Genomic DNA, 24,363 nt, shown 5'->3' on the forward strand with positions numbered 1-24,363 from the left:
GAATGGACCAAAAAAAGAACCTTCCCCATTAAAAATGGAAAAAGGTTCTTACGAAAGGTTAACGCTTAGTCAAAGCAGGCTCAGAAGACGCCTTACCGGATCTGCTTCTAAGCAGCTTTGCCGCTATGTAAGCGAGCAGCGCCAACTGAGGGAGCAGCGTTTCCCACGTCGGATAAATTCCCAGCCAATCCACGGACGGAAGTCCGGATGCGGAATGGGCAGATACAACCGACGCGACCTGCAGGGAGTGAATACTTTCCCCGAGGAAGCGGAAAACAAGGTAGTAGATAAGCGCCGATGCGGTAATGAAAAACGGGCGGATCGGCAGTTTGGCACTCAGCCGGATTATGGCGAAACCAAGGCCGATCAGCAGCAGGAGCGTCACTCCGATACCGAGGAACAGCTGAGAAGGCGCAATCGAAGGCGCCATCCCCACATAAAAGATCGTCGTTTCCGCCCCTTCGCGCAGAATCGCGAGAAGAGAGACCGCGAACAGCGACCATAAACTTCCGCCGGCCAGAGCGCTGCCCATCTGCCGGTCAATGTAGCTGTTCCACGCTTTCACATTGGATTTGGCGTGCAGCCAATTGCCTACGGTCAGCATGAGAATGACGGAAAGGAGCCCCGTTCCGCCTTCAATGAGCTCTCGTGTACTGCCCGAGGCAGCCTGGGAAATCATATAGGAAAGCAGGAACGCCATCGCTCCGCTCAGAAGCAGACCGCTTCCGACGCCGGACCAGATCCACCTGCGCTTATCCCCGTTGCCGGTACGCTTCAAATAAGCGAGCAGCGCCGAGATGACGAGAATCGCTTCGAGGCCCTCGCGCAGCAGAATAAGCCCGGCGTCCACGGCCGTGTACCGCTTCTCGCCTGTCATAGGCTGTAGTTGTTCCCGCATGGCCGCGATGACTTCCTTCGCCTTATCTCCCGCAGGTGGAACCGACATGAGATAACGCGAAGCTTCCGTCATCTGATTTTCGATCTGCGTATAGACGGCCGCGGAACGGATTCTGACCTGCCCTTCGGCCGAAGGCCATTTTTGAATAAAAGCCTGCATCTGCCCCGCCGCTTCCGTATGATGTCCGGCCGCAATGTCCGAAGAAGCCTGGTCGAGAATCCCGATCAGCTCCGCAACGGACATGTCTGCGGGTTCCGGGGCTTTGGATACGATCTTGCCGGCCGTATAGTCGTTCACGAGCTGAATGAGAGCCGCGGTTTCGCTTGCAGCCTGCTCGGGCTGCTTAGGCTCGGCCTGAAGAGCCACGCGGATCATGCTCATTTGCGTCTCCATTCCGCTGTATACGGTAAAATTATCGCTTCGGATCGCCTGCTCGACTTTGAGCCATCCGTTATTTAACGTTTTATAATCGTTATACGCCTGAGTTAAATCGCCCGACTGGATGCTCGCAGCGAGCTTTGTCATGACGGGGAGCAGGCTTGCCGCCGTATCCTGCCCGGACTGGCCCGTTTGGGCGTCCTGCCGGCCTTCCTTCGCATACTTGTTCACGGCCTTGGCCAGTTCCGACAGAGCCGCGGTTGCGGCCTTGGGGTCCTTATCCCCCTCAGCGACCGTTCTCTTCGCGTGCGCCAAAGCCGAGTTGACGTCCGCTGCCGCAGCGGAGGATTTGGCGGCGTTAGCCTGCCAAATCTTATCGGCCTCCGCCAGATGCTCGGCGGCCTTCGCCCAGCTTCCCTGCCCCGCTTCAACGAGCGCGCCTCCGACTACGGGAAGCATCCCGTCCGCGCCTGACGACTTGCTTTCGCCAGCCGCAAAAGCCGGGGAGTATCCGGTCCCCGCCGCGGTTACGCTGATCAGCAGCAGAAACGCCGCCAGACCGATTTTGAAAACGTTCCGGCCTGCGGCTAAAGAAAGGCTGCGTTTTTTCCGTTTAAAAAAGGGTGTCGCCAATGTATCCGCCCTCCTTCACGCCGGGAAAGCAGGCAAAGACCGCACTGCCGATGTGTACGATATATTCATTGAGCTTATCGCTCTTGCCCAGCGCTTTCTGAATGGGAACAAACTGCTTGCGCGGATCGCGCTGGTAGCAAACGAACAAGAGACCTGCATCCAGCTGGCCTGTTTTGTGGTCTATTCCGGTTGAATAGGAGTAAGATCTGCGCAAAATTTTGACGGAACCGTCTCCGCGGGCCAGCTTGAAGTGCGACGTAGCCGGAATGACCGGCTTGCCGGAGGCGTCCTTCTTCTCCATATCCGGCGCATCGAACTCTCCCGATGCGCCAAGCGGAGCGCCGCTGTTCCTGTGGCGGCCGAAGGTGGCCTCCTGATCCGCCAGCGTGGACCGGTCCCAGACCTCGATCCGCATCCGGATCCGGCGGACGACCATATAGCTTCCGCCGTGCATCCAGCCGCTTCCGTCCGCGCTGTCCGCCCACACGACCTTCTTCATCTCCTGCTCATCCTTGACATCCGGATTGCCGGTGCCGTCCTTGAAGCCCATCAGGTTGCGCGGTGTCGCTTTGGCCGGGTCCGAATATCCCGTCCGCTGGAAGCCTTCCTGCGTCCAACGGAGGACGGCCTTGCCCCGTGCGATGCGAGCCAGATTGCGGATCGCGTGGAACGCGATCTGCATATCGTTGGCGCACACCTGCACGCACAGGTCGCCGCCGCACCATTCCGGCCGCAGCTCGTCTCCGCCGAACGCCGGCAGATCCTGGAGGGCCTCGGGCTTCTTGCCCGCGAGACCGAAGCGGCCGTCGAAGAACGACGGCCCGGCTCCGAAGGTTATCGTCGTCCGGGACGGTGTGAGCCCCGCCGCTTCACCCGTATCGGAGGGAGGAAGCAGCTCGTTGCCGTCGTCCTGGCCGACCATGATGCCCTGAGCCATGTTAGCCGCTGCGGCCGTCCATGCCTGGAAGAGTTTCCGTACTTCCGCGAGGGAAGAAGCCGTCACATCGAACGCCGCAAAGCAGATGAAATCCTGGACGGGCGTAACGATTCCCGCCTGGTGGCCGCAGTAGAAAGGCACTGCGCCCTGGGGATCGGTTTCGGCTCCCGAGGCGGAAAACGCCTTTTCCGTTTTGGACGCCTGCGCCGCAACGAGGGCGCCGGCGCCGCCGGCGCCAAGCAATAGCCCGGCGCCGCCAACGCCGGCCAGCTTCAGAATATCTCTGCGGCTGATCGGTTTATCGAAAAATCCTTTTTTCCGATCGTTATCGTTCCCGCTCATTTCGCAGCCGCTCCCAAAATCGTTCCCATTTGAGAAAGGGGCTCGGCCAGCGCATCCAGCAGGCGGCTCAATTTTTTCGTATCATCCTGCTTCAATTTCTCGTAAGAGACATACCCGTCCCCTTCTTTATAGGTAGCAAGCGCCTGTTCCAGGTCTTTGAACTTCGCACCGATCGTTTCTTCGAGCGCCGCGTCCTTGCTCTTGAGCTTAGGCTGCAGGAGGGTGTAAATCTTCTTTGCCCCTTCGACATTAGCCACGAAATCATACAGATCGGTATGCGAATAACGCTCCTCTTCCCCCGTCACTTTGGAGGCGGACACTTCGTTCAAAAGCTCAACCGCACCCGTTACAAGCAGGCTCGAATCCACCTCGACCGTTTCGATCAGAGCGCGAAGCTGCTTCGCATCGTTCAAAAGACGGTCCGCATGCTCTTCCTGGCCCTTCGTCGTGTTTTTCTGCCAAAGCGCCTGTTCGATGCGGTGAAATCCGCGCCAGTCTTTCTCTTCCACATCGTTCTCGCGGGCATCGATATTCGGGTCCAAATCACCGAGAGCTTCGGCGATCGGTTCGATTCTTTCATAATACATCCGGGTCGGCGCGTACAGTTTTTTGGCCTCTTCTACATTTCCGGATTTAACGGCCTTCACGAACTTTTCCGTTTCTTTGACAAACAGATCGGATTGTTCCGTGGCGTACGTGCGGTAAGCGTCGAGAATCGGTTTCCACGATTCATCGCCTGCCGGAGCCGGAGTTGCCGCTGCCGCTGCCGGAGTGGCTTTGGCATCCGGAGTTGCGGAAGCACCCGCGTTTTCATTGTTTTTGGAACCACATCCTGTAAAAAGCACCGTGCAAGCTGCAAAAAGCGCGACATAACGAATCTTCATAGAGACAACTCCTCAAGTTCTTTTGGCTGAAAACAGGATGATAAAGCATGGTTTTTTCATGTCCGTTCATCACAAATTCCCAAAACGAGTATATCAATAATGAGAATCGTTATCAATATCTTTTTTTGGTAAAAAGGTCGTTTTTTGCATGCTGTTCAGTTAGGCCTTTTTTAAAAGAATTGACAAGAACAAATGTTCTTGTTTATACTGTTTACAAGAGCTTCCAGGAGGTTTTTATGCTTCATCACGTCGAAATCAATGTGTCGGATTTGAATGAATCGGCTCCGTTCTGGGAATGGCTGTTGAGCCAACTGGGTTACGAGACGTTTCAGCGCTGGGAGAAAGGTATCAGTTGGAAGTGCGGAGATACGTACTTGGTTTTTGTTCAGACCGAAGAGCGTTTCCTGGACCTTCCCTACCACAGGCGGCGTACCGGTTTGAACCATCTCGCCTTTCACGCGAAATCCAGAGAACAGGTGGACGGGCTGACGGAAGCGTTAGCGGCAAGAGGCGTCCGCGTCTTGTACCGGGAACAGCATCCGCATGCGGGCGGCCCCCGGCATTATGCCGTTTATTTCGAAGACCCGGACCGGATCAAGGTCGAAGTGGTTGCTCCCGACGTTTAACGGGTTGCCGTCTTTGATTCGTCTGGCTTGGCGGACAACAAAAGAGAGTCCCGTCAGGACTCTCCCTCTTACATGGCTGGATTATGCGAGCACTTCGGCGAGACTGCGGTATTTCCGGTATTTGGCCAATACGGCATTAACCCGGGCAGCCCGTTCCTCCAGCGTACCGCTGAGCACAAAATAAGGGATACGACGCATGTTCAGATCCGCCAGAATCTGTTTCTGGAACAGATTCCGCTGGGCGTCGCCCGACCGGTCCCACGTGTCGTCGTAAGGGATATCCGTGTCGCATACGAAGACCAAATCGTAACGTGCAGCGGCATCTTCCGCCAATTTATGAAGCTTCGGCAGCGCTCCGCCGTGATAATACATCGAGAATCGCAACGTTGTGCGGGCATCGGTATCGACGAATACATACTTATCGGCTTCCCCCGTCAGCTTCTCTTCCCTTTCCACGTGACCCTCCGCGATTTCCAGGAGCTGCTCTTTTGACAAACGGTGGCCGATCTGGTGTTCCGCCCAATATTCCCTCCCGTATTCGGGCATCCATTGCGTTCCGTGAAGATTCGCCAAGTAACTGGCGAGCGTTGTTTTTCCGGTCGACGGAGCCCCCAGAAACACAACCTTCGTAATCAAATCCCGATAGACGACAGGATCTACATAACGACGCTGGCCGTACGGATCGTGGCGAACCCGCGTGCCGGAGACCGGTACTTTCAGACGATCGGGATCTACCTGCCTGTTAAACGCACCCAGTGCGGCGCTTACATGGTCTCCGTATTTCTCGCTGGAATAGAAACGCGTAATCTTTCTGCCGCCAAGCATGGCGAGAATGTGCTCCTCGTGCATCCTCTGAATCTCGGGCGTGTATCCGTTCTCTGCCGGTCCGTCCCAGGCCTCAATCACTTCAACGCCGGGATACAGCGTCCGTATCCATGCGGCCCTTACCGGGAGCGGGACATCCGTGACATCCGGGCTGTCATAGATGAGCACGATCACGTCGTCGTTTTCCTCTATCGCCGTCTCGATCATCAATTGGTGCCCTTTATGAAGCGGAGCGAATTTGCCCAGAGTAAGTCCGGTGGTTACAGATCCTTTTTTCAGCTCCGTATCCTGTATGTTCCTCTTTTCCGTATTCATTTCCATGCACCTCCTTCCGTGCTATGAGGATTGCCCGCAGGCTCCGGTGTAAGACAAAACCCTTCCTGACCCGCGGCTCTATAGTTTCTTTTCCACGTAATCAGTCCGGCTATCGCGATGCCCAAGTAGATCAAATACAAGAACGCAATCGTATCCAGCCCCTTGTAGGCGTACATGCCGATCGACAGCACATCCACCGCAATCCACACCGTCCAATTTTCCAGAATCTTAGCCGATAGGAGCAGTTGGGCAATGATGCTAAGCGTAGCGATAAACGCATCCGCGTAAGGGATGGAGGCGTCGGTATACTTGTGCAGAACATATCCCCAGCCCGCCGTCGCCCCAACTAGAAACAGAACCAGAGGCAGGATCAGCCAGGGCGCTATTTTCCTCGTCGGACGCACGCCCGCCCCTTCCCTTTTTGTGAGCCAGACGATCCACCCATAGATGCTCAACAGGAAAAAGAAAACTTGAAGCGCCATATCCGCGTAGAGCTTTACCTCCCAGAACATATAGAAGAAACAGGCCACATTAACCAGCGAAATCGGCCACGACCATATGTTTTCTCTGGCCGTCAGCCAGACGCAGAGCAGTCCCGTCGTTGTTGCTGCGATTTCAAAAGCAGACGAAGAAGTCAACCAGGCAATCGTCAGCATCGCGGCTAGCAGCACAAGCATGGTTCCGGTTTTTTTCATTTCATTCCCTCCAAACGATTAATTTAATAATATTAAAATGACAATATCAAAAACTAAAAGAAAAGCCTAGCTGTACAATGACAACTGAGGCACATCTCCGGTAAACCGGTAAAGCTGAGCCGCACGTTGTGAATAGCGGTTGGAGAATTTGCGCTCGCCCCTGGAATCCCTCACTTCCTCTATAATTCCTTTGCGGCTTTGGGTGGAGGTGATTTTACGGATAAAATTTTTCTCCTCAAATTCCGGGACCAGCGTCCGAATAACTTGGTAGAGCTCGCTGATTGTGAATTCTTCGGGAAGAAATTCCTTGGCAATAATCGTCGTCAGCATCTGCCGGCGGACTTGAGCCAAAGCGTCTTGAAGGATCTGCTTATGATCGAACGCCAACTCCATCCCGAGCGCCTCTTCCACGGAGAAAAGCTTAACATCGGCTGCGTCATCCGCTGCCTGCCGCCCCGCCAGATACTGTTCATGCACCAGCGCGAAGAAAGCATGCGAGATGATCCAGCCCCGCGGATCCCGGCCGGGCGTGCTGTACACATTGAAGTATTCAATATGCACCTCCCCGACTCCGGTTTCTTCCCTCAGCTCGCGCTTTGCGCAATCGTACACGGTCTCCGTCTCCTTGCAGAAGCCTCCGGGAAGAGCCCATTGCCCCGCGAACGGCCAACCTTTGCGCTGAATGAGCAGAACCTGCAGCTCCCGGTGGGGCAAAGATTTTTTGACCGTGCCGCGCTCGGTCGAAGTGATCGTAAAAATCACGATATCCGCGGGAGCGCCGTCCGGGGTTCTGTATTTGCCCGCCGAGTAATTCTCTTCCTCCAAATTCGGGTTCATGTCTGCACCTGCCGTTTCTTAGAGAACAAATATATATACTATCAATTTGATATTATCATTATGACATATTAATTTTAATTGTCAAGGTGGGTTTCTCCTCTTTTTTCAATGACAATCAAACAAGTGCTGTCCGGAAGCGGAACGGGCGAACCCTTCTCGTCCATGAAAACGACTTTGCCCGCAAGCGCGTCTGTATAACCTTCTTGCAGGAAGTGCCGGAATTCCACAATAACGGCTTCCGGTCCCAGCACCTTTCCGATGAAATCGGCATAGCCGGAGGGCGTAAAGTAACCGAACTGCTCCTGCACTTCATGAACATAAGCTTCCTCTCCCCACGTGTACGTGTAGAGAAACTCCATGGCATCGTTCACCGGCATCACCGCATCGCCGTTTTCCGCATACTCGACCTGGGTCTGTCTTCCGGCAAAATCACCCGCATACCGCTGCAGCCACTCTTTGTCCTCTTGCGCCAGAAAACGAATACGACGTTTCATCTCTACGGGTTCCGTCATTATGCCGTCACGGATAATAATTCTCCCTCCTGCGGCCAGTACATCGAAAGCACTGCGCAGAGCGGCTGCCACCGTGTCCAGGTTGAATCTTGAACCGTTCCATTCGATGTAGGAGTACAGTTCATGCAGGATGGACGAAAAAATAACGGTTCCGACAGTGCCCGGATGCACGTAATCTTTCAGATTAAGCGCGTCGCCTTTTAGAACCTCCCAACGGTGTCCTTCAAGCTGCTTCTTACGGTTTAAGGCTTCAATGACATTGGTGGAGATGTCAATTCCGACCGGCTGCTTATCCGGCAGCCTTTGCTCGATCAGATCCAGCATAACGCCGCCGCCCGGCCCGATATCAAGCACCTTTTCCCCCGTAATAAACTCCAGCATCACGCTCTTATAGTCGGCTGTCCGGTTCATCGTCTCCAAATACTCTTCCTCGTTATGAAACCGGTCGTAGGCGTCACGTCTCAGTTCGAATAGGTCGAACAGGAGCAATACCGCCTTCTCATAAAGAGGCGATTTCTCCGCTTCCATACAAAACTCAATTAGTTTTTCGGCGGCAGCGGAAAATTCGAAGGTGAAGAACACCGTGTCCGCAGCCGACGGGCTGCGTTCTACCTTATAGGCCAGGTGCGGGTTCACGGGCGCCCCGCTCGACCCTATATGTTCAAAAGCAAGCTCGCGAAGAAACTTTTCAATGATGCGTTTTTTGTACACATTGATTTTCTTCACACCCTTGTAATCGTAATACATGGCGTTCATCAGCCGCTCGAAGCTGATATGATGGACGGGTTCATCCGTCATAGTCATGGCCGAGTCGGCGGTTGCTCCCGTTTGCAAAGCAAGCATAAACACCTTCACAACTTCCTCCAGGCTGAATTCCTGAAGCGCGGATTCCACGTACCACAGCGTTTTTCCCGCTAGAGGTTGCAGCGCTCTTTCGAGGGCAAGTCCGGGGTACCGGGCTTGACCCATGTGCTCGGCTTGCATGGCCCGTGCGGGTTGTCCGGCCTCCCCCGTCCTCCCGTCAAGCGCTTCGCCGACGAATACTTGCCCGCCCTGCGGCATCGCTTCTCCCGCTTCGTCCACCCGAACACGTTCGATCGCCTCCGGCGTTTCCGCCTCGTCCTCCCGGACGCGTTCAGTCGCCTCCGGCGCTCCCGCTTCGTCCGCACGGGCGAGTTCAATCGCCTCCGGCGCTCCCGCTTCGTCCGCACGGGCGAGTTCAATCGCCTCCAGCGCTTCCGCTACTTTCTCGTATTCGGCTTCGAAGTTCTCCCCTCGGCGGATGGAGCCGCTTCTCAGTTTGCGCAGCCGCTCACGGACCGACCATACCCCGGGCTGCTCTCCGCTGGAGATATGCCCTGTCAGTTCCTCCACTTCGCTTCGCACCGCGCTCCACAGTTCGGGCGAAACAGCGCCGATGATGCAGTGGTTCAGGGGAATCAGCAAGCTATGGAGTTCTTCGGGAGTCAGGAGCCCCCGCTTGACGATCTCCGTCAAAGGCTCATTTCCTTCAAAGGGGACTTCGCCCCGTATATACTGGCCGATCAAGCCATGCGTTTCGATCAAGGTACGGATCACGAGAAGCTTGTCCGTCCCCGTCTCGCCCGTTTCGTTAAAACGGTCAAAAAGCTGCGCCGCCCCTATATTATGAACGAACAAATTAATCCCGTCGGCCTGCCACTGCATCCGCTGGCGGACCGTTCCGCCTTTGGCCGTTTCCGACCAGACGAGCACGGTTTCCAAAATTTCTTTCACCCAGAAAGAAAGCTTCAACCCGTCCAGAATGCGCAGCGTTCTTTCCACATAATCCAGTACGGGGTTCGCATCCGCCAACTCATGAATGGACCGGATCCGTTCCAGATTGACAATCCGCTCTTCCGCCGAAACGAGAAACCGCAGCCACGTATAAGCAGGAACCGGAGGTTCTGTGCCTCGACGGTATGCTTCGATCTCTTTTAGTGAAGTAAGCATGTGTAGATCCTCCCTTCCTGTCAAAACAAGATAGTCGTTATAGCAATCATATGATGTTTAACCCAAAGGGGAAAGATTTAATTCACCCGATAAAAGACAAAAAGACAGAAAGGAACTTCCGTTCCTCCCTGTCTCCTATAGTTAAAGCAGCCTTTCCTAAAGAGTCCTGCGGTCTTCGCGGTACAGCTGCAAATAACCGTTTGCTGCGCGTTAGCTTTTCGTGAAACGCCTTACAGTTTTCTGGAAGTCAGCTTAGCCTGCGTGAACAGAAGCAAATAATCGTAGCCGCCCGCTTTGGAATCCGTACCGGACATGTTAAAGCCTCCGAAAGGATGAACGCCGACTAACGCGCCCGTACATTTGCGGTTAATGTAAAGATTGCCGCAGTGCATGTCTTGGAGAGCCGTCTCGATGCGGCTTTCGTCTTTGGAGAAGAAAGCGCCGGTCAAGCCGAATTCGGTATCGTTGTACATGGCGATCGCTTCTTTCCAGTCTTTCGCTTTCGCGATGGCCAGTACGGGACCGAAAATCTCCTCCTGCATGACGCGTGCCTTGCCGTCCACATCCGCAAATACAGTCGGCTGGATGTAATAGCCGTTTCCTTCGGCTTTGCCGCCGCCCGTAACGAGACGGCCTTCTTTTTTACCGATTTCAATATATTCAAGGATTTTATTATAAGAGTTTTCGTCGATCACGGGACCTGCGGCGTAGTTTTCATCCTGGAGACCGATTTCCAGCTTTTTGGTCAGCTCGGCAACCTTCTCCACGATCTCGTCATAGACGGATTCCACAATAACGGCGCGGGAACCGGCCGAGCATTTTTGTCCCTGGAAGCCGAATGCCGAAGCGGTAATAGCTGCGGCAGCCGCATCAAGATCGGCGGTTTCGTCGACGACGATTCCGTCCTTGCCGCCCATTTCGGCGATAACGCGCTTGATCCAGATCTGGCCTTCCGCCGTTTCGGCAGCGAGACGGTTAATGCGGAGACCGATTTCTTTGGAACCGGTGAAGCTGACGAAACGGGTTTTCGGATGCGTCGTCAAGTAATCGCCGACTTCGGCCCCGCTGCCCGGAATGTAATTGATTACGCCGGCCGGCAAACCGACTTCTTCCATAAGAGCCACGAATTTGTGAGCGATGACGGGGGTAGTGGACGCCGGCTTCACAAGCACCGTGTTGCCCGAAACGACAGCCGCAGTAGCCATACCGGCGCAAATCGCCAGCGGGAAGTTCCACGGCGGAATCACCACGCCTACTCCCAAGGGGATGTAAGTCAGGCGGTTATCTTCGCCATCGAGCTTCGTAAGCGGCTGATGCGTATTCGTCTCGCTTAGACGGATCGCTTCCCTCGCGTAAAATGCCATGAAGTCGATCGCTTCCGCCGTATCCGCATCGGCTTCCGCCCAGTTCTTCCCGGACTCCAGGATCATCCAGGCCGAAAATTCATGCTTGCGCTGTCTCATCAGCTCCGCCGCTTTCAGCAAATACTCGGCGCGTTCGCGCGCAGGCACCTTTTTCCATGTCTCGAAGGTGGACAAAGCCGTCTGCATGGCGCGTTCGGCAAGCTCTTGAGTAGCTTTGCTGACTCGGCCGATTACTTGGTCGATGTTCCCGGGATTGATCGAGACAATTTTGTCTTCGGTCGTTACTTTATCCGCCCCGATATGAAGAGGATACTCCTTGCCGAGCTCCTGTTTAACTTTGGCCAGAGCCTCCTGCATCGCTTTTTTGTTATCCTCTTGCGTGAAATCCGTAAACGGCTCGTTTTTGAACGGGGCAATTGTCGTTTGGTTCGTTGTCATAATGGCCATCTCTCCCTAAATAATATTTGTTTATTTAAAAAAGTTCTTCAAAACAAACCAGACGTTGGCCGGGCGCTCGGCAAGCCGCCTCATAAAATACCCGAACCAGTCGATTCCGTAAGGTACGTAAGCGCGCACCCGGTATCCTTCCGCAACCAGCTGCTTTTGAAGATCCTCACGGATTCCGTAAAGCATCTGGAACTCGAATTGATCCCCCGAAATTTTCATATCGCGGATAAAAGCTTTCATCTCGTTAATGATCGCTTCGTCGTGACTGGCGATTGCGGCATAATTGCCGTTTAATAAGTGCTGTTTAATGATTTTTTTATAATTGTCATCCACGTCTTTCTTCTCGGGAAAAGCAACCTTCGGCGATTCCTTGTAGGCCCCTTTGACCAGACGCAGATTCGCGTGAATGCCGTTCAGATCGCGGATATCCTGCTCCGAGCGGTACAGGTATGCCTGAATAACGGTGCCGACATTATCGTATTCGTCGCGCAGCTCGTGCAGAATATCGAGCGTGATCTGGCAGTGTTCGTAATCCTCCATATCGATGCGGACGAAGTTTCCGTGCTTCTTAGCGCAGTCCAGAATACGGCGCATATTCTGCAGGCACAGATCCTTGCTGATATCCAGACCCAGCGAAGTCATTTTGAGCGAAAGGTTCGAGTTGACACCGGACGCTGCAATCGCTTCCAAAGTCTTGATACACATCTCGGCCGATTCGTTGGCCTCTTCCTCGCTGAACACAAATTCGCCTAAATGATCCAGCGTAGCGAGACGGCCGTCGCTGTTCAATCCGCGGACAGCTTCAATTGCCTGCTGAATGGATTCCCCCGCCACAAACCTTGCGGCTCCAAATCTTAGTCCGAACTTTTTGGCCATTTTGTTCGCCGAATGGCTTTTGCCCAGCGCTTGGAACATATTTCTCATGATGGCTTCCATAAAGATGCCTCCATATTCCAAATTATTGAATATTGTGTTCACCAAAATGAACACATATGTTTAATATATGTCCAATAATACAATAATGTTCATCACTTGTATACACTTTCTTCTATTTTCAGCCAACAAAAAAAACACCTCTGAACAATTCCTCGTCCAAAGGTGCCTATAAATTGTACGTGCTGACCGTGTAACTCGGAGATCTGCCGCTACTCCGTGTGAATATCGTACTCCCTCATTTTCTTATAGAGGGTCCCGCGGGAAATACCGAGCAGCTTGGCGGCCGCGCTTTTGTTACCGTATGCCCTCCGCAAAGCTTCTTCGATCAGATGATCTTCCTGCTTAATGGCGGAATGAGGCTTTGCCGCTCCCGTTTCCTCTCTGTCCGCGAAAAACTCGGCATGCTGCATTTTGGAGGAAAGCCCCGGAGGCAGGTGGACACCCGTAATCGTATCCCCCTCACAAAGAATGACGGCGCGCTCCATGACATTCCTCAACTCCCGGATGTTTCCGGGCCAGTCATGATTCATAAGTACGTTCAGCACGTCCGCATCAACCTTGGGAACTGGCCTGTGATAATGCTCCGTAAATTCCCGGATAAAAGCCTGCACCAGCTCGGGGATATCTTCTCTCCGCTCGCGCAGAGGCGGGATTTCGATGCTCATCACGTTGAGCTGATAAAACAAATCCTCCAGAAAAAGCCCCTGCTCCATAAGCGGCTGCAGCGAAGTATGCGTCGTGGCGATAATCCTCGCATCCGTACGGATGCTTTCTTCCCCGCCCGCACGATGGAACGACTTGTCCCTTAAATACTGGGAAAGCTTGAGCTGGATATCCAGGGGCATCTCGCCCACTTCCTCGAGAAATAGAGTGCCGCCGTCGGCAAACTCCAGCTTCCCTTCCTTGCCCTGGTCTTCGCCGCTTGTAAAAGCGCCTCCCTGATAACCGAAAAGTTCCGTTTCGAGCAGACCGCCGGGAATAGCTCCGCAGTGCAGAGAAACGAAAGCGGCGTCTTTGCGCTCGCTGCTGTAATGAATAGCCTGGGCAAGCATCTCCTTGCCCGAGCCCGGTTCCCCGACAAGCAGCACGGGGGTGCTGAATCGGGCAAACTTCCGGGCGACTTCCAGGGAGCGTTTAATATCGTGGCCCATTCCGATAATAGACGAGAAAGGTTTGTCCTGCTCGATCCGCAGCGGAATGGCCGAATACAGCTCTTCGTTTAGACGCACGATCCGTGTGATATCCTGTTCCGTGGCAATCCCGCCGATAATCTGGTTGTTCTCCACGATTGGAGAAGCGCTGATCAGGACGTGGGTGTCCGGGGCGGGCTGATGATAGACTTGGCGGATGGTCCGGCCTTCGTCCAATATTTGATGAAGCATGATCGATTCTTTCTCAAAATGCTCTCCGATCGTCCGGCCGATAATGTCCTGCTTGCCGATCCCGTACACTTGCTCCGCCGTCCGGTTCCAGTAAATCACGCGGCCCTCCCGGTCTACGGCCGTCACCGCGTCGTTGACAGTTTCCACGAGGGTGTCCAGGTAGGACACCAGCTGCCTTTTCTCCTGCTGCAGACAATTCATCATCGCTTCGGCCGTAACGATGCCCAGTTTCCCCGAATCCTCGCCGAGAACCAGAACAGGCTTCTGCCAGTCGGTTTGAAGATCTCCCAGCCTGGACATCGGAAGAACGGCCGAGCAGGGCCAGCCTGTACGGCGGACCCACTCATCTATAGTCAGATCCGGATGAAAAGCATCCAGAAATTTGGCTTCCTGATAGGAAATGATATAAGCTGCGCCGGGGGCCGTATCCACGATCACAAAACGGACCTGTTCCAGCAGAGCCTTGGCTTGCGATACCGGGCATTCCCCCTCCAAAGCAAGGAAAGATGTGTCCAACTGAAGGTGTTCAAGACCGAACATGAATGTGTATCCTCTCGTTAATAATCTCTATTTAAAATTAACACAGTTATGTAACCAAATCCATCGGGTCCGGTTAATTTGGCTCTCTCCATAAGGAAAAGACCCGCTCCCCCCGAGGAAGAAGCAGGTCTCATTCTATATGAGATCAGATTTTAAATTTGGAGAGGCTCTCCTGCAAACTTTGGGCCATCCGGCTCAAAGATTCGCTCGCGGAGGAAACTTCCTCCATAGAAGCAAGCTGCTGCTCGGATGCTGCGGAAATCATCTGGGCACTGTCCGACGAGCCCTGGGAGATTTGCAGCATTTCCATCATCGAAGCGCTCACTTCCTCGGAGCCGGCAGACATTTGTTCCGTTGCCGCGGAAACCTCGCGGATCTGATCCGAAACGTTCTGAACGGCTGTGTAGATATCCTGGAAGACGATACCGGCAATATGGATGATTTCCGCACCCTTGCCGACTTCCGCAACGCCGCGGTCCATCGTCGTGATGGCATTATCCGTGGATGTGCGGATGTGCGCGATCAGCTCCGTAATATGGGCGGCCGATTTAGCGGACTGCTCCGCGAGCTTCTTCACCTCGCCCGCTACGACGGCAAAACCGCGCCCATGCTCACCCGCTCTAGCCGCCTCGATGGAGGCGTTGAGCGAGAGCATCTGGGTCTGGCTCGCAATTTGCGTAATGGCGTCGACAATGTCGCCGATTTGCCGCGAATGCTCGCCGAGCGTTTTAAGCTCTCCGGAGGTGGCGGTTACGGAATCGCGGATAGAATCCATCTGCCGGACCGCCATCTGGATGGCATTGTTCCCCTGCTTCGCCTCGGCGGCCGTCCGGTTGGTCGTATCGGCAACCGTCGACGAAGACTCCGCGATCCGCTGGATGCCTCCGGCCATCTCCTCCATCGCCTTCGAGCTCTGCTCGGCGCTCTGCACCTGCGTTTCCGAACCGCGAACGATTTCCTCGATCGACTGGCCTACGTGCTTGGACGCTTCGACCGATTCGGCCGACGAAGCCGTCAGCTCCTCCGAGGAAGCGGCAACCTGTTCCGCCATGAGGCTCACGTCCCCGATGATCGTGCTCATGGATTCGAGCATCTTATTCGTATTTTGGGCGATATCCCCGATCTCGTCTTTCGAAGTTACCTTCAAACGAGGGGTCAGGTCTCCTCCCGCAACCTTCTTCAACACTTCCGAAAGATGCAGCATAGGCGCAACGGCCACCCTGCCGATCTGCCAGGAAACGAGCAGAACCAGGATGCTTACGGCCAGAATGATGAGGGTAGTCGTCCGGACGAACTTCTGGATTGTCCCCAGAATCTCCGAGTCATTGGTCAAGACAATCATCTTCCAGCCGGTAGCCGATACGGTATAATAGGAGGCTGTCCGGTCTGTATTTTCATCCGACTTGTAATCGACTCTGCCATCATTGTTCACCAGTACCTGCTCTTTGAATTTTTGCAGCTCGCCTGGCTGCATCACCTCATCAAGCTTCTTCCCGATCCGTTCTTTATCCGGATGAGTCATATAAACGCCCTCACCGGAGATCAGGTAACCGAAACCGCTCTCGCCCACCTTGACTCCTTCTATGAGCTTTTGAAGAATGTCGGGGTTAATAACCGCATCGATGGCCCCGAGGAACTCGCTTCCCTCCATGATCGGCACGGCGATGACAATGACCGGTTTTCCCGTTTTGGAATTGATAATCATGTCGCTGACGACCGTTTTTTTCGTTTCGACCATTTTCTTAAAAAACTCGCGTTCCGCGACTTTCGACACGAGACCCGCGGTGTTTGTACTAGTACCGTCCTTCTCCACGTAGGCAAAGTACTCGAATTCTTTATCGATTTCTCCAACCGTCTTGAGCAAGTTCAAAATTTGGGTCTTTTCCCCTTTAGCCATCTCGGGATGCTTCTTTATCATCTCTTCGACCATTGATATTCTCTGTCGCACCCAGTAATCTACGCTATCGGCATTGGACTTCGCCAGGTTTTTCATGTTGTAAGCAATCTCATTCTCCGTGTTGGTTTTCGCCATATTCAGAAGAACGATGGATGTCACGACCAGCGGCACAAGCGAAAGCAGTAGAAAAGCGGCAATCAGCTTGGTTTTCAGGGAATTTTTCGGCTTCATTTTCTTCCACACCTGATTCATCTGCTTTTCCTCCTGTTATATATGTCAGCTTATTCTTTATCGGAGAAAACCGGGAAAGAGTTGAGTTCATTTTTTGCACAAAAGAGACGCCTGCTTATCTTGCCGGTCTAGTACCTGTGACCTATACTTGAAAAAGAACAAAAAAGAGGCAGGTGCCCCATGAAGTGGTTTACGGACTATAAAGAAGAACTGGAGCTTGTTTTCGAAGAGGCGGTGCGCCGGGTTAACGCATTTCCCCCCCCGCTGCAAACGGCCGGTCTGGACTATCTGGACAAGTTTCATCCCCTGAAAAAAGACAGCACGAAAAACTACATCTGCTATCTGCTGCCGTTCTGGCTGAGGGAACAGACCCGGCTCCCCTCCGATACGTACAGAACGCTTTCATTAGCCAATGTGTTCGTCATGCTTCATTTTTTCGTCCAGGACGATTTCATGGACACGGATACGGGAGCGGACGAGCGCCGGCTGATGCTGCCCCTCTCGAATTTGTTTCAAGCGGAATATTCCCGCCTCTACCGGGGGCGTTTTCCTGCGGATTCCCCGTTCTGGGCGTACGCGGACACCTACCTGCGGCAGTGGGCGGAATGCGTGGCCAAGGAGAGCGAAGCCGATTATTTCCGCCAAGACCCGGTCCGCATCGCGTATAAAGCCGCTCCCGTTAAGCTGGCAAGTACGGGCGCCCTGCTGTTAAGCGGTCAGGAGGAGCTGATCGGACCGTTCTCGCGTCAGACGGATCATACTCTGCTGGCCTTGCAGATGGCCGATGACTGGGCCGACTGGCGGGAAGACCTGGATACGGGCAGCTACAACTGCCTCCTCTCACTGATCCGGTCGCGAAGAGGATTGAAAGCGGAGGAGCCGCTTTCGGAGGACAACGTCAAACAAGCCGTGTTCATTCACGGCTGCCTGCGCGATTATGCCGAGGCCGCAGCGGCCTACTCCACCGATGCCCGGACCGGCTTGTTCCATGCCCCTCATATGGACGACTTTCATCAATCCCTATTGAACGACCTCCTGGCGGAAGCTTCGCGGATTGACAAAGAAAGGGGACTTTTGGGACTAGGCGGATTTACCTACCTATTGTCAAAAAGAAACAAATCATAATGACATTAGACCTATACCCATGCTATACTCAGGGCGGAATATGATCCCTTTACTTTGAAAGGATGAGCCTTGTGTCAGCAGAAGAGATTTTGAAAAACCAGATCATTGAGAAAGCTTGGGCAGACCCGGAATTCAAGGAAACGTTGCTGAACGACCCCAAAAGCGCCCTAAAGCAAGCCTTTGACATCGAGCTGCCGGAAACGGCGGACGTAAAAGTTCTGGATGAAGCTCCCGGTCAGTACTTTCTCGTGATTCCTCCGAATCCGGCTGAAGTACTCAGCGCCAAATCCAACGCGAACAGCGTCTGGTAATCCCCTACAAAACGACTAGCCGGGTATCGAAGGAAACCGGACGATCGCTTCAGTGCCGACACCTTTCTCGCTCTTAAATTCCAGACGGCCATGCATAACCTCAATGATTCGGAAGGTGACCATAAGACCCAGTCCAGTCCCCTTGGTTTTGGTTGAAAAGTAGGGCTCTCCAAGCTTGGAGAGCTCTTTTGTTTCCATTCCCTCTCCGTTATCCCGGATATGAATCCACACCTCAGTCTTCTGTTTGTACGCCCAGATCTGGATCTGTCCCTGCCCGTCCAATGCCTCGATACTATTCTTAATGATGTTAATAAACGCCTGTTTGAACTTCGAAGAATTGCCCTCGATGTACAGATCCTCCGGCACCTCCAGCGTAATTTCACCGCCTTGAAGATTGGCCAGCGGAACCAGAATGCCTTCGATTTGCTTTAATTCCTGGCAGATGTTCAGTGACGTGATATGTTCCAATTGCGGCTTCGCGAACGTAAGGAAGTCCGTAATGATGTTGGAAGCCCGGTCGAGTTCCTCGATCGCCATGTTCATGTACCCTTTTTCCTTCTTGTCCAGCTTCTCTGCGGCCAATTGGAGAAAACCTCTCGTCACCTGCAGAGGGTTGCGCACCTCATGAGCCACGGAGGCGGCGAGGTCGCTTATGATCTCCATTTTTTCCGCTCGCTGCAGCTCATTGTTGTACATCACCAGTTCCTTGGAATACCTCACGATTTTCTCGTGATCGCGGGCAAATCCCCTGCCGAGAATAATGATCAGCGAAGTCACGAAGCAAACGATCCCAAACTTCCAGTAAATAAACTCGTACTGTTCGTTTTTGGCATAGAACACGAGCAGATCGACGATACCCGAAGCGGCGAAAAGGCCGATTCCCGTCGTTAACGTGACCCCGTCCTTGCTGCCTTTGAGCGCATGGGTGGCGGCCATTCCGATCAGCAGCACAAATTGGATCAGCATCGTAAGCCCCAGCATCGTCACCGTCATGAAATAATAAGCTTTGTCGTACCGGTAGGAGGCCAGGTGGTTCACCAGTTGGAACAGAACGCAGAGAACCGAGAAGCCGATCTGGAACCAGCGGTATTTGGTCAGCAGCGACCAGGCCCCGTGACCCAATATTTGTTCGAAATACACCGTCAGCGTCGGTAAAAACACAAGCAGCGCCAGATCAAATAAACTTTCTATCCACTTGCCCTGATCTTCAAAAAACGTATACGTAAACTGGGAAGAGCCGATCATGAGCATTCCGATGGCTAAAATGACGAGACTGAGCGAGAGCCATTTGGTAAGCTGCCCCCGGTTCAGAAATACGGTGCAGATCAGCATCAGGAGGGCAATGAACACGAAGGAGAAGCCCAGCAAAACATCGGTCAGATTCGATTTGACATAGCCGGGAAGCAGCGCCTGATAGTCTCCGATGTTCACGTTTTTCTGGAGCCCGATCCGGTCGCTGTCCGTTTCGATATGAATATAAACCGTTTTACCGGATTCTTTGGCACTGAGCGGAATCAGCAGCCGGTTCTTATCGTACACGTACGTATGTCCCGCTTTATAAATTTTACGTTCATCCGTAAAAACCTCAATGCGGTGGCCGTACAGTTTACCGATCAGCATACCGGGCTCGTCCCAATCCAGCCGAGGCAGCTTGATCTTCACCCAGAGTGCGGAAACGCCCTCCGGCTTGACCGGCATGTCTCCCTTCTCGTTGGCGGGTGTCCATCCGTCAGTGCCGTCAGGAGCCTGTGTCCCGTCAAAGCCAGTCCCCTGACTGTCCCATTTGTATGCCCATTCGGTAATCTTAATCGTATCCAAGGGAGATTGCCCCCGCGCCGTGGCCGGCACGAACAACAAAGTAAGCAGTACGATCCCGGTAAACACGGACGCCAGGATCGCCGTTACTCTTGATTTGGTCATTATGTATGCACCTCTAAAGAAGAATAGAAAAGGGTAGTCTTCGTCGAATACCTAAGATGACAAAATTCGCCAAATACGCTTAAATTTCCTGCCTATTCGGAAAAATAAATGACAAAGCGCGATTTTATTCGACAATCATCGCCTTACGCCTCCTACTTCTCCGCATCTTCCGTTTCCAGCAGGAAAATTCTGTCCCTGAACCCGCCGCGCTTGTCCGCTTTCCGTTTGCGCACAGATTCCAGCTCTTCCGGGGAGGAACCGTGCAGATCTGTCAGGGCATGGAGAAGCTCCAGCAGATCGGCCAGCTCTTCCACGGCCTGGACGTCGTCCCGGGCTTCCCTATATTCGTTCAACTCTTCCCCGAGCTTCCGCCGCAGTTCCAGTTTGTATTCCTCTTCGCCGAGCAAGCGCGTGCGGCATTTTTGTCCGTTCTCCCGGATGATTTCCGGTATTTTATCCCGAACGAGTTTGTTATAAAGGGTCATACGCAGCCTCCGTCTTTGCGTTCCGTTTGTCCTAAGCTTACCATTTTGAAAGAGACGCCAAAACCACCCGACGCCACAAAATGCACAATTTGTATCCCTTAAAAGCCGTTAGGAGGACCGGACTGCCGAGACGGCGCCCTTTAAGGATTTTCTTGCACATTCCGCCAATTGCCGATACATTTATAAGTACTTGGGACAAACAGATCGGAGGAAAACATCGTGGACGTTCTTATATTAGGAAGTGCCAGCGCTTCGGGCAGCAGGGAAAGGGACAACACTTACCTGCTTCTTCAGCATGATGAAGGCAACTGGATGATAGACGTGGGCGGCAATCCGCTCGGCAAGCTGAAGCAGGCTGAAATCCCGCTGCATTCCATCAAAGGGGTCATTCTGACTCATTTCCACATCGACCATATTTTCGGTCTCCCTTCCTTGCTCTGGGGTATGTGGCTCGGCAAAAGAAAAGAGCCGCTTATCATCTGCTGCCCGCAGGATCATCAGGACCAGCTCGGCGATATTCTCCGCGCGTACCGGACCGACGAGTGGCCCATCGGCTTCGAGATCAAGGTGCAGCCGTTCGACTGCGCAGAGCCCGGAACCTTGTTCGTGCAGGGCGATATGACGGTCTCCGTCTTCACGAGCCTGCATGCCGGCTCCACATCGGGCATCCGGGTCGCGTGCGGAGACAAGGTGCTCGTCTATTCGGCGGACACGGCGCCGAGCGAATGGATACGCAGCCAGCCACGGATAGACGTTTTGATCCACGAAGCGACTCAGGCCCGGGGCGACATAAGCATCCATACCAGCCTCGAAGGCATCCTGACCTTCTATCCGATCGACCGGATCCCTCAAGTGATTGCGATTCATCTTACGGATGACGAGCCTTACGAAGAGGTTTTAGCCCAATATAAAAAAAACGGCACACCGGGCGTGTTGCTGGCACACGATATGATGAGGGTTTCTCTCTAGGAGGTGAATTTCTTTGAAAGTAATTGTGTATGATCTGGAGATGACCGTAACCCGCAAAAAGATCCACGTTTCGGAAATTATCGAAATCGGAGCGGCCGCCGTTGAATTCACGGATGGCAAACCTGCCGTTACCGGCACGTTCCAATCCTTCGTAAAACCCGACCGGTCCCCGGTTATTTCCGCCTCCACTCAGGCCCTGACCGGCATTAAGCAAAGTGAGCTGCAATCGGCGGAACCTTGGCCGCTCGTGCTGGAACGTCTGCTGGAATGGATCGGGGACGGGGACTACTATCTGTGCGCGTGGGGCCCCGACGACCTGATCCAGCTCGGCAGCGACTGCCGGATGCACGGCGTCAAAACCGACTGGATCTGCAACCACAACAACCTGCAAAAGCTTATGGCCGGACTCGTCCAGCAGGAAAAGCAGCAGCAGATGGGCCTCAAGACCGCCCTCGAGTACTGGAATATCCCGTTCGACGGCTCCCATCACCGGGCCCTGGACGATGCGATGAATACCGCTAAGCTGTTCATCCATCTGCACGACCGGCTCGTGCTGGAGCGGAATCAGGCCGGGGATCTTCCCCTGTACACGACGGAGGTCGTGTACAAAACCGGCGACAGCTTCACGAACAACCCGTTCGAAAAGCTGGCCCTGTTCGCACAAAAGGAACCTACGACGTAGGTTCCTTTTTGTTTTGAGCCGGTTGAGACTTACCGGCAGCCGGCGGTGCTGCCCGCATCCGCAGGCTCTATAGGACGGCTTCGACAGCAGACTGCATATCCAGAGGATCGACGCCGGATTCGAAGCGCTTCACGACGCTGCCCTCGCGATCGATGAGGAATTTGGTGAAATTCCATTTCACATCATTGCCCTGGAGCAGCTGCGGCTGCTTCTCCGACAGAAACGCATTCAGCATTTTCCCGCTCGGATGGTTCAGGTCAAAGCCTTCGAAAGGCGCTTCCTCGGTCAAGTAAGCGAAAAGCGGATGCTTCTCTTCACCGCGCACGTCGATTTTCTCGAACAGCGGGAACGTAACGCCGTAATTGAGCTGGCAGAAGGTGTTGACTTCCTCGTTCGTGCCCGGCTCCTGACCGCCGAACTGGTTGCATGGAAATCCGAGGACGACGAGGCCCTGGTCCCGGTATTTCTCGTACAGCTTCTGCAGATCGGCATATTGAGACGTAAATCCGCATTGGCTCGCCGTATTGACGATCACCAGTACCTTGCCTTTATAATCTTCGAGCTTCGTTTCCGCTCCGCGAATGTTTCTGGCTGAATAAGGGTATACGCTCATCGTCAACTTCCTCCTTGTTCTTGCGGTCCCGCACTACAGGGGCGGCTGCCCGGAGGTGGTACAGGTACCCGCTTTTATTCAATTTACAAAAATTAAATTGTTCACAATTTATGTACATTTTAAATGTAGCACAGTCGGAGAACCAAGTCAAAAACTCGGGTCTGCACGTCTCGCGGTTCCCAAAATTTCCATCCGGCATCCAAAAGCGGTATGATAGAAACGAAAACATGAAGATAAGGTGGAATGAATGACATGACAGGCAAGCGTAAAAGTTTTACAGGTCTTCTGCTTCTCATGATGGCCCTTCTGGTCATCGCCGCAGGATGCGGTAAAGCGAAGACGGACGGAAGCGGCACGGCAACTCCGGCTCCGACGCCGTCCCCGACGACAACCGGTTCCGCGGGCGGTTCGGAGCCGCCGAAGACGGACGGCAAAAACCCGGTCGTGACCATCGAAATGGACAACGGCAAAATCATCAAAGCGGAGCTTTATCCCGAGGTCGCTCCGAATACGGTGAATAACTTCATTTCGCTCGTCAAAAAAGGATTTTACGACGGCAAAATCTTTCACCGGGTCATCCCCGGTTTCATGATCCAGGGCGGCGACCCGGACGGAACCGGCGCCGGCGGTCCGGGCTACGGCATCAAAGGCGAGTTCACCTCCAACGGCTTCAAGAACGAGCTGAAACACACCCGCGGCGTCCTCTCGATGGCCCGCGCCCAGGATCCGGACTCCGCCGGCTCCCAGTTCTTCATCATGGTAGCGGACTCTCCGCATCTCGACGGCCAGTACGCTTCCTTCGGTAAAGTAACCGAAGGCATGGAGGCGGTCGACGAGATCGTCAACCAGCCTACGGAAGCCAACGACCGTCCCAAAACTCCGCCGGCGATGAAGAAAGTCACGGTGGATACGCTCGGAGTCGACTATCCGGAGCCGAAAACGATTAAGTAAGCGGCCGCAGGCCGCCGCTCTCCGGTAAACGAAGCGGACGGGCACCATGCGCGCCGGCCCGAAAGGCCCGCCAGCAAATCAAGCTGGCGGGCTTTTTTGCGCGCGGGGATATCTCCGGCGAAGGTCCTATCGCACCGCGCTCACCTCGCTCATCGCGCTCTTTAGTGCGTGATGTCGGCCGGAATCGCGTCCGCCGCCGCCGCAAGGTCCTTCCCGCCGAGGAAAATCTGCAGCCCCCGGCGGCCGGCCGAAATGCTGACCGGCTCGGTCGCAAGCGCCGCACGCTCCAGATACAGCGGGTAGTTCTTTTTCATACCGAGCGGAGATACCCCGCCCCGTATATAGCCGGTCAGCGCCTGGATCTCCTTCACCGGGACCATGTCCACCTTCTTGTTGCCGCTTACCGCAGCGAGCGCCTTCAGGTGAAGTTCTTTGCTTCCCGGAATGCAGGCCAGCAGAACTCCGGTTTTGTCCCCGCGTAAAACCAAGGTTTTATACATGCTGTCGATTCCGATCCCTACTTTACCCGCCACGGTTCCCGCATCAAGCTGATCTTCATCCCACTCGTATTCGTGAAGAGTGTATGCGATATCGAGCTTGTCGAGCATCCGGCAAGCGTTTGTTTTGGCTTGTGTACCCATCGCTCAGCCTCCCTGC

Annotated in this window: 21 protein-coding genes; 6 read left to right on the top strand and 15 right to left on the bottom strand. The window is 54.0% G+C overall.

What is annotated here, in order from left to right:
• Nucleotides 1–58: 58 nt before the first annotated feature.
• The 3 genes from KVT34_RS23350 to efeO are packed head-to-tail and all read right to left on the bottom strand — an operon-like array spanning nt 59 to nt 4,072.
• A complete protein-coding gene (locus KVT34_RS23350; protein ID WP_217561612.1) occupies nt 59–1,909 on the bottom strand; it encodes an FTR1 family iron permease in 1,851 nt (616 codons plus the stop codon).
• A complete protein-coding gene (gene efeB, locus KVT34_RS23355) occupies nt 1,890–3,188 on the bottom strand; it encodes an iron uptake transporter deferrochelatase/peroxidase subunit (RefSeq protein WP_217561614.1) in 1,299 nt (432 codons plus the stop codon). The genes KVT34_RS23350 and efeB overlap by 20 nt, the downstream gene beginning before the upstream one ends.
• On the bottom strand, nt 3,185–4,072 hold the full coding sequence (gene efeO / locus KVT34_RS23360) for an iron uptake system protein EfeO (RefSeq protein WP_217561616.1): 888 nt from the start codon (nt 4,070–4,072) through the stop codon (nt 3,185–3,187). Before efeO ends, efeB begins: the two co-directional genes overlap by 4 nt.
• A 236-nt stretch (nt 4,073–4,308) precedes the next feature.
• Here efeO and KVT34_RS23365 point away from each other — a divergent pair, with 236 nt between their 5' ends.
• Complete coding sequence (locus tag KVT34_RS23365) at nt 4,309–4,698, top strand: VOC family protein (protein WP_042234631.1); 390 nt, start codon at nt 4,309–4,311, stop codon at nt 4,696–4,698.
• Nucleotides 4,699–4,779: 81 nt separating this feature from the next.
• Here the strand turns inward: KVT34_RS23365 and KVT34_RS23370 are convergent, their stop codons facing one another.
• From KVT34_RS23370 to KVT34_RS23405, 8 genes are all read right to left on the bottom strand, one after another.
• On the bottom strand, nt 4,780–5,838 hold the full coding sequence (locus tag KVT34_RS23370) for an AAA family ATPase (RefSeq protein WP_217561618.1): 1,059 nt from the start codon (nt 5,836–5,838) through the stop codon (nt 4,780–4,782).
• The gene (pnuC, locus tag KVT34_RS23375; RefSeq protein ID WP_217561620.1) at nt 5,835–6,533 is read right to left on the bottom strand and encodes a nicotinamide riboside transporter PnuC; all 699 of its coding nucleotides are present in this window, start codon (nt 6,531–6,533) and stop codon (nt 5,835–5,837) included. Before pnuC ends, KVT34_RS23370 begins: the two co-directional genes overlap by 4 nt.
• A gap of 66 nt (nt 6,534–6,599) precedes the next feature.
• A complete protein-coding gene (locus KVT34_RS23380; RefSeq protein WP_217561622.1) occupies nt 6,600–7,370 on the bottom strand; it encodes an NUDIX domain-containing protein in 771 nt (256 codons plus the stop codon).
• A gap of 74 nt (nt 7,371–7,444) precedes the next feature.
• Nucleotides 7,445–9,853, bottom strand: a complete 2,409-nt coding sequence (locus KVT34_RS23385) for a class I SAM-dependent methyltransferase (RefSeq protein WP_217561624.1) — start codon at nt 9,851–9,853, stop codon at nt 7,445–7,447.
• A gap of 230 nt (nt 9,854–10,083) precedes the next feature.
• Nucleotides 10,084–11,655, bottom strand: a complete 1,572-nt coding sequence (gene pruA / locus KVT34_RS23390) for an L-glutamate gamma-semialdehyde dehydrogenase (RefSeq protein WP_217561626.1) — start codon at nt 11,653–11,655, stop codon at nt 10,084–10,086.
• Between the two features lie 30 nt (nt 11,656–11,685).
• The gene (locus tag KVT34_RS23395) at nt 11,686–12,600 is read right to left on the bottom strand and encodes a proline dehydrogenase family protein (protein ID WP_217561628.1); all 915 of its coding nucleotides are present in this window, start codon (nt 12,598–12,600) and stop codon (nt 11,686–11,688) included.
• 209 nt (nt 12,601–12,809) lie between these two features.
• The gene (locus KVT34_RS23400; RefSeq protein WP_217561630.1) at nt 12,810–14,522 is read right to left on the bottom strand and encodes a sigma-54 interaction domain-containing protein; all 1,713 of its coding nucleotides are present in this window, start codon (nt 14,520–14,522) and stop codon (nt 12,810–12,812) included.
• A gap of 145 nt (nt 14,523–14,667) precedes the next feature.
• Nucleotides 14,668–16,671 carry a methyl-accepting chemotaxis protein gene (locus KVT34_RS23405; RefSeq protein ID WP_217561633.1) on the bottom strand — a complete coding sequence of 668 codons (2,004 nt, stop codon included), beginning with the start codon at nt 16,669–16,671 and terminating at the stop codon, nt 14,668–14,670.
• 159 nt (nt 16,672–16,830) lie between these two features.
• Here KVT34_RS23405 and KVT34_RS23410 point away from each other — a divergent pair, with 159 nt between their 5' ends.
• Nucleotides 16,831–17,775, top strand: a complete 945-nt coding sequence (locus tag KVT34_RS23410) for a hypothetical protein (RefSeq protein WP_217561635.1) — start codon at nt 16,831–16,833, stop codon at nt 17,773–17,775.
• A 62-nt stretch (nt 17,776–17,837) separates the two neighbouring features.
• Nucleotides 17,838–18,086: an NHLP leader peptide family RiPP precursor gene (locus KVT34_RS23415; RefSeq protein WP_254635088.1), complete on the top strand. Its 249-nt coding sequence runs from the start codon at nt 17,838–17,840 to the stop codon at nt 18,084–18,086.
• Between the two features lie 15 nt (nt 18,087–18,101).
• Here the strand turns inward: KVT34_RS23415 and KVT34_RS23420 are convergent, their stop codons facing one another.
• Both KVT34_RS23420 and KVT34_RS23425 read right to left on the bottom strand, forming a co-directional pair.
• Complete coding sequence (locus KVT34_RS23420; RefSeq protein WP_217561639.1) at nt 18,102–20,006, bottom strand: sensor histidine kinase; 1,905 nt, start codon at nt 20,004–20,006, stop codon at nt 18,102–18,104.
• A gap of 152 nt (nt 20,007–20,158) precedes the next feature.
• On the bottom strand, nt 20,159–20,491 hold the full coding sequence (locus KVT34_RS23425; RefSeq protein ID WP_217561641.1) for a nucleoside triphosphate pyrophosphohydrolase: 333 nt from the start codon (nt 20,489–20,491) through the stop codon (nt 20,159–20,161).
• Nucleotides 20,492–20,710: 219 nt separating this feature from the next.
• On the opposite strand from KVT34_RS23425, the gene KVT34_RS23430 reads away from it, so the two are divergent.
• The gene (locus KVT34_RS23430; RefSeq protein WP_217561643.1) at nt 20,711–21,460 is read left to right on the top strand and encodes an MBL fold metallo-hydrolase; all 750 of its coding nucleotides are present in this window, start codon (nt 20,711–20,713) and stop codon (nt 21,458–21,460) included.
• A gap of 13 nt (nt 21,461–21,473) precedes the next feature.
• Nucleotides 21,474–22,142: a 3'-5' exonuclease gene (locus tag KVT34_RS23435; protein WP_217561645.1), complete on the top strand. Its 669-nt coding sequence runs from the start codon at nt 21,474–21,476 to the stop codon at nt 22,140–22,142.
• 67 nt (nt 22,143–22,209) lie between these two features.
• Here the strand turns inward: KVT34_RS23435 and KVT34_RS23440 are convergent, their stop codons facing one another.
• Nucleotides 22,210–22,755 carry a glutathione peroxidase gene (locus tag KVT34_RS23440; protein ID WP_217561648.1) on the bottom strand — a complete coding sequence of 182 codons (546 nt, stop codon included), beginning with the start codon at nt 22,753–22,755 and terminating at the stop codon, nt 22,210–22,212.
• Nucleotides 22,756–23,007: 252 nt separating this feature from the next.
• Here KVT34_RS23440 and KVT34_RS23445 point away from each other — a divergent pair, with 252 nt between their 5' ends.
• Nucleotides 23,008–23,706: a peptidylprolyl isomerase gene (locus KVT34_RS23445; protein WP_217561650.1), complete on the top strand. Its 699-nt coding sequence runs from the start codon at nt 23,008–23,010 to the stop codon at nt 23,704–23,706.
• 161 nt (nt 23,707–23,867) lie between these two features.
• Here the strand turns inward: KVT34_RS23445 and ybaK are convergent, their stop codons facing one another.
• Nucleotides 23,868–24,347: a Cys-tRNA(Pro) deacylase gene (gene ybaK / locus KVT34_RS23450; RefSeq protein ID WP_217561652.1), complete on the bottom strand. Its 480-nt coding sequence runs from the start codon at nt 24,345–24,347 to the stop codon at nt 23,868–23,870.
• Nucleotides 24,348–24,363: the final 16 nt, after the last annotated feature.

The organism is Paenibacillus sp. GbtcB18 (assembly GCF_019091125.1).
In the GTDB taxonomy this organism is placed as follows: Bacteria; Bacillota; Bacilli; order Paenibacillales; family NBRC-103111; genus Paenibacillus_F; species Paenibacillus_F chitinolyticus.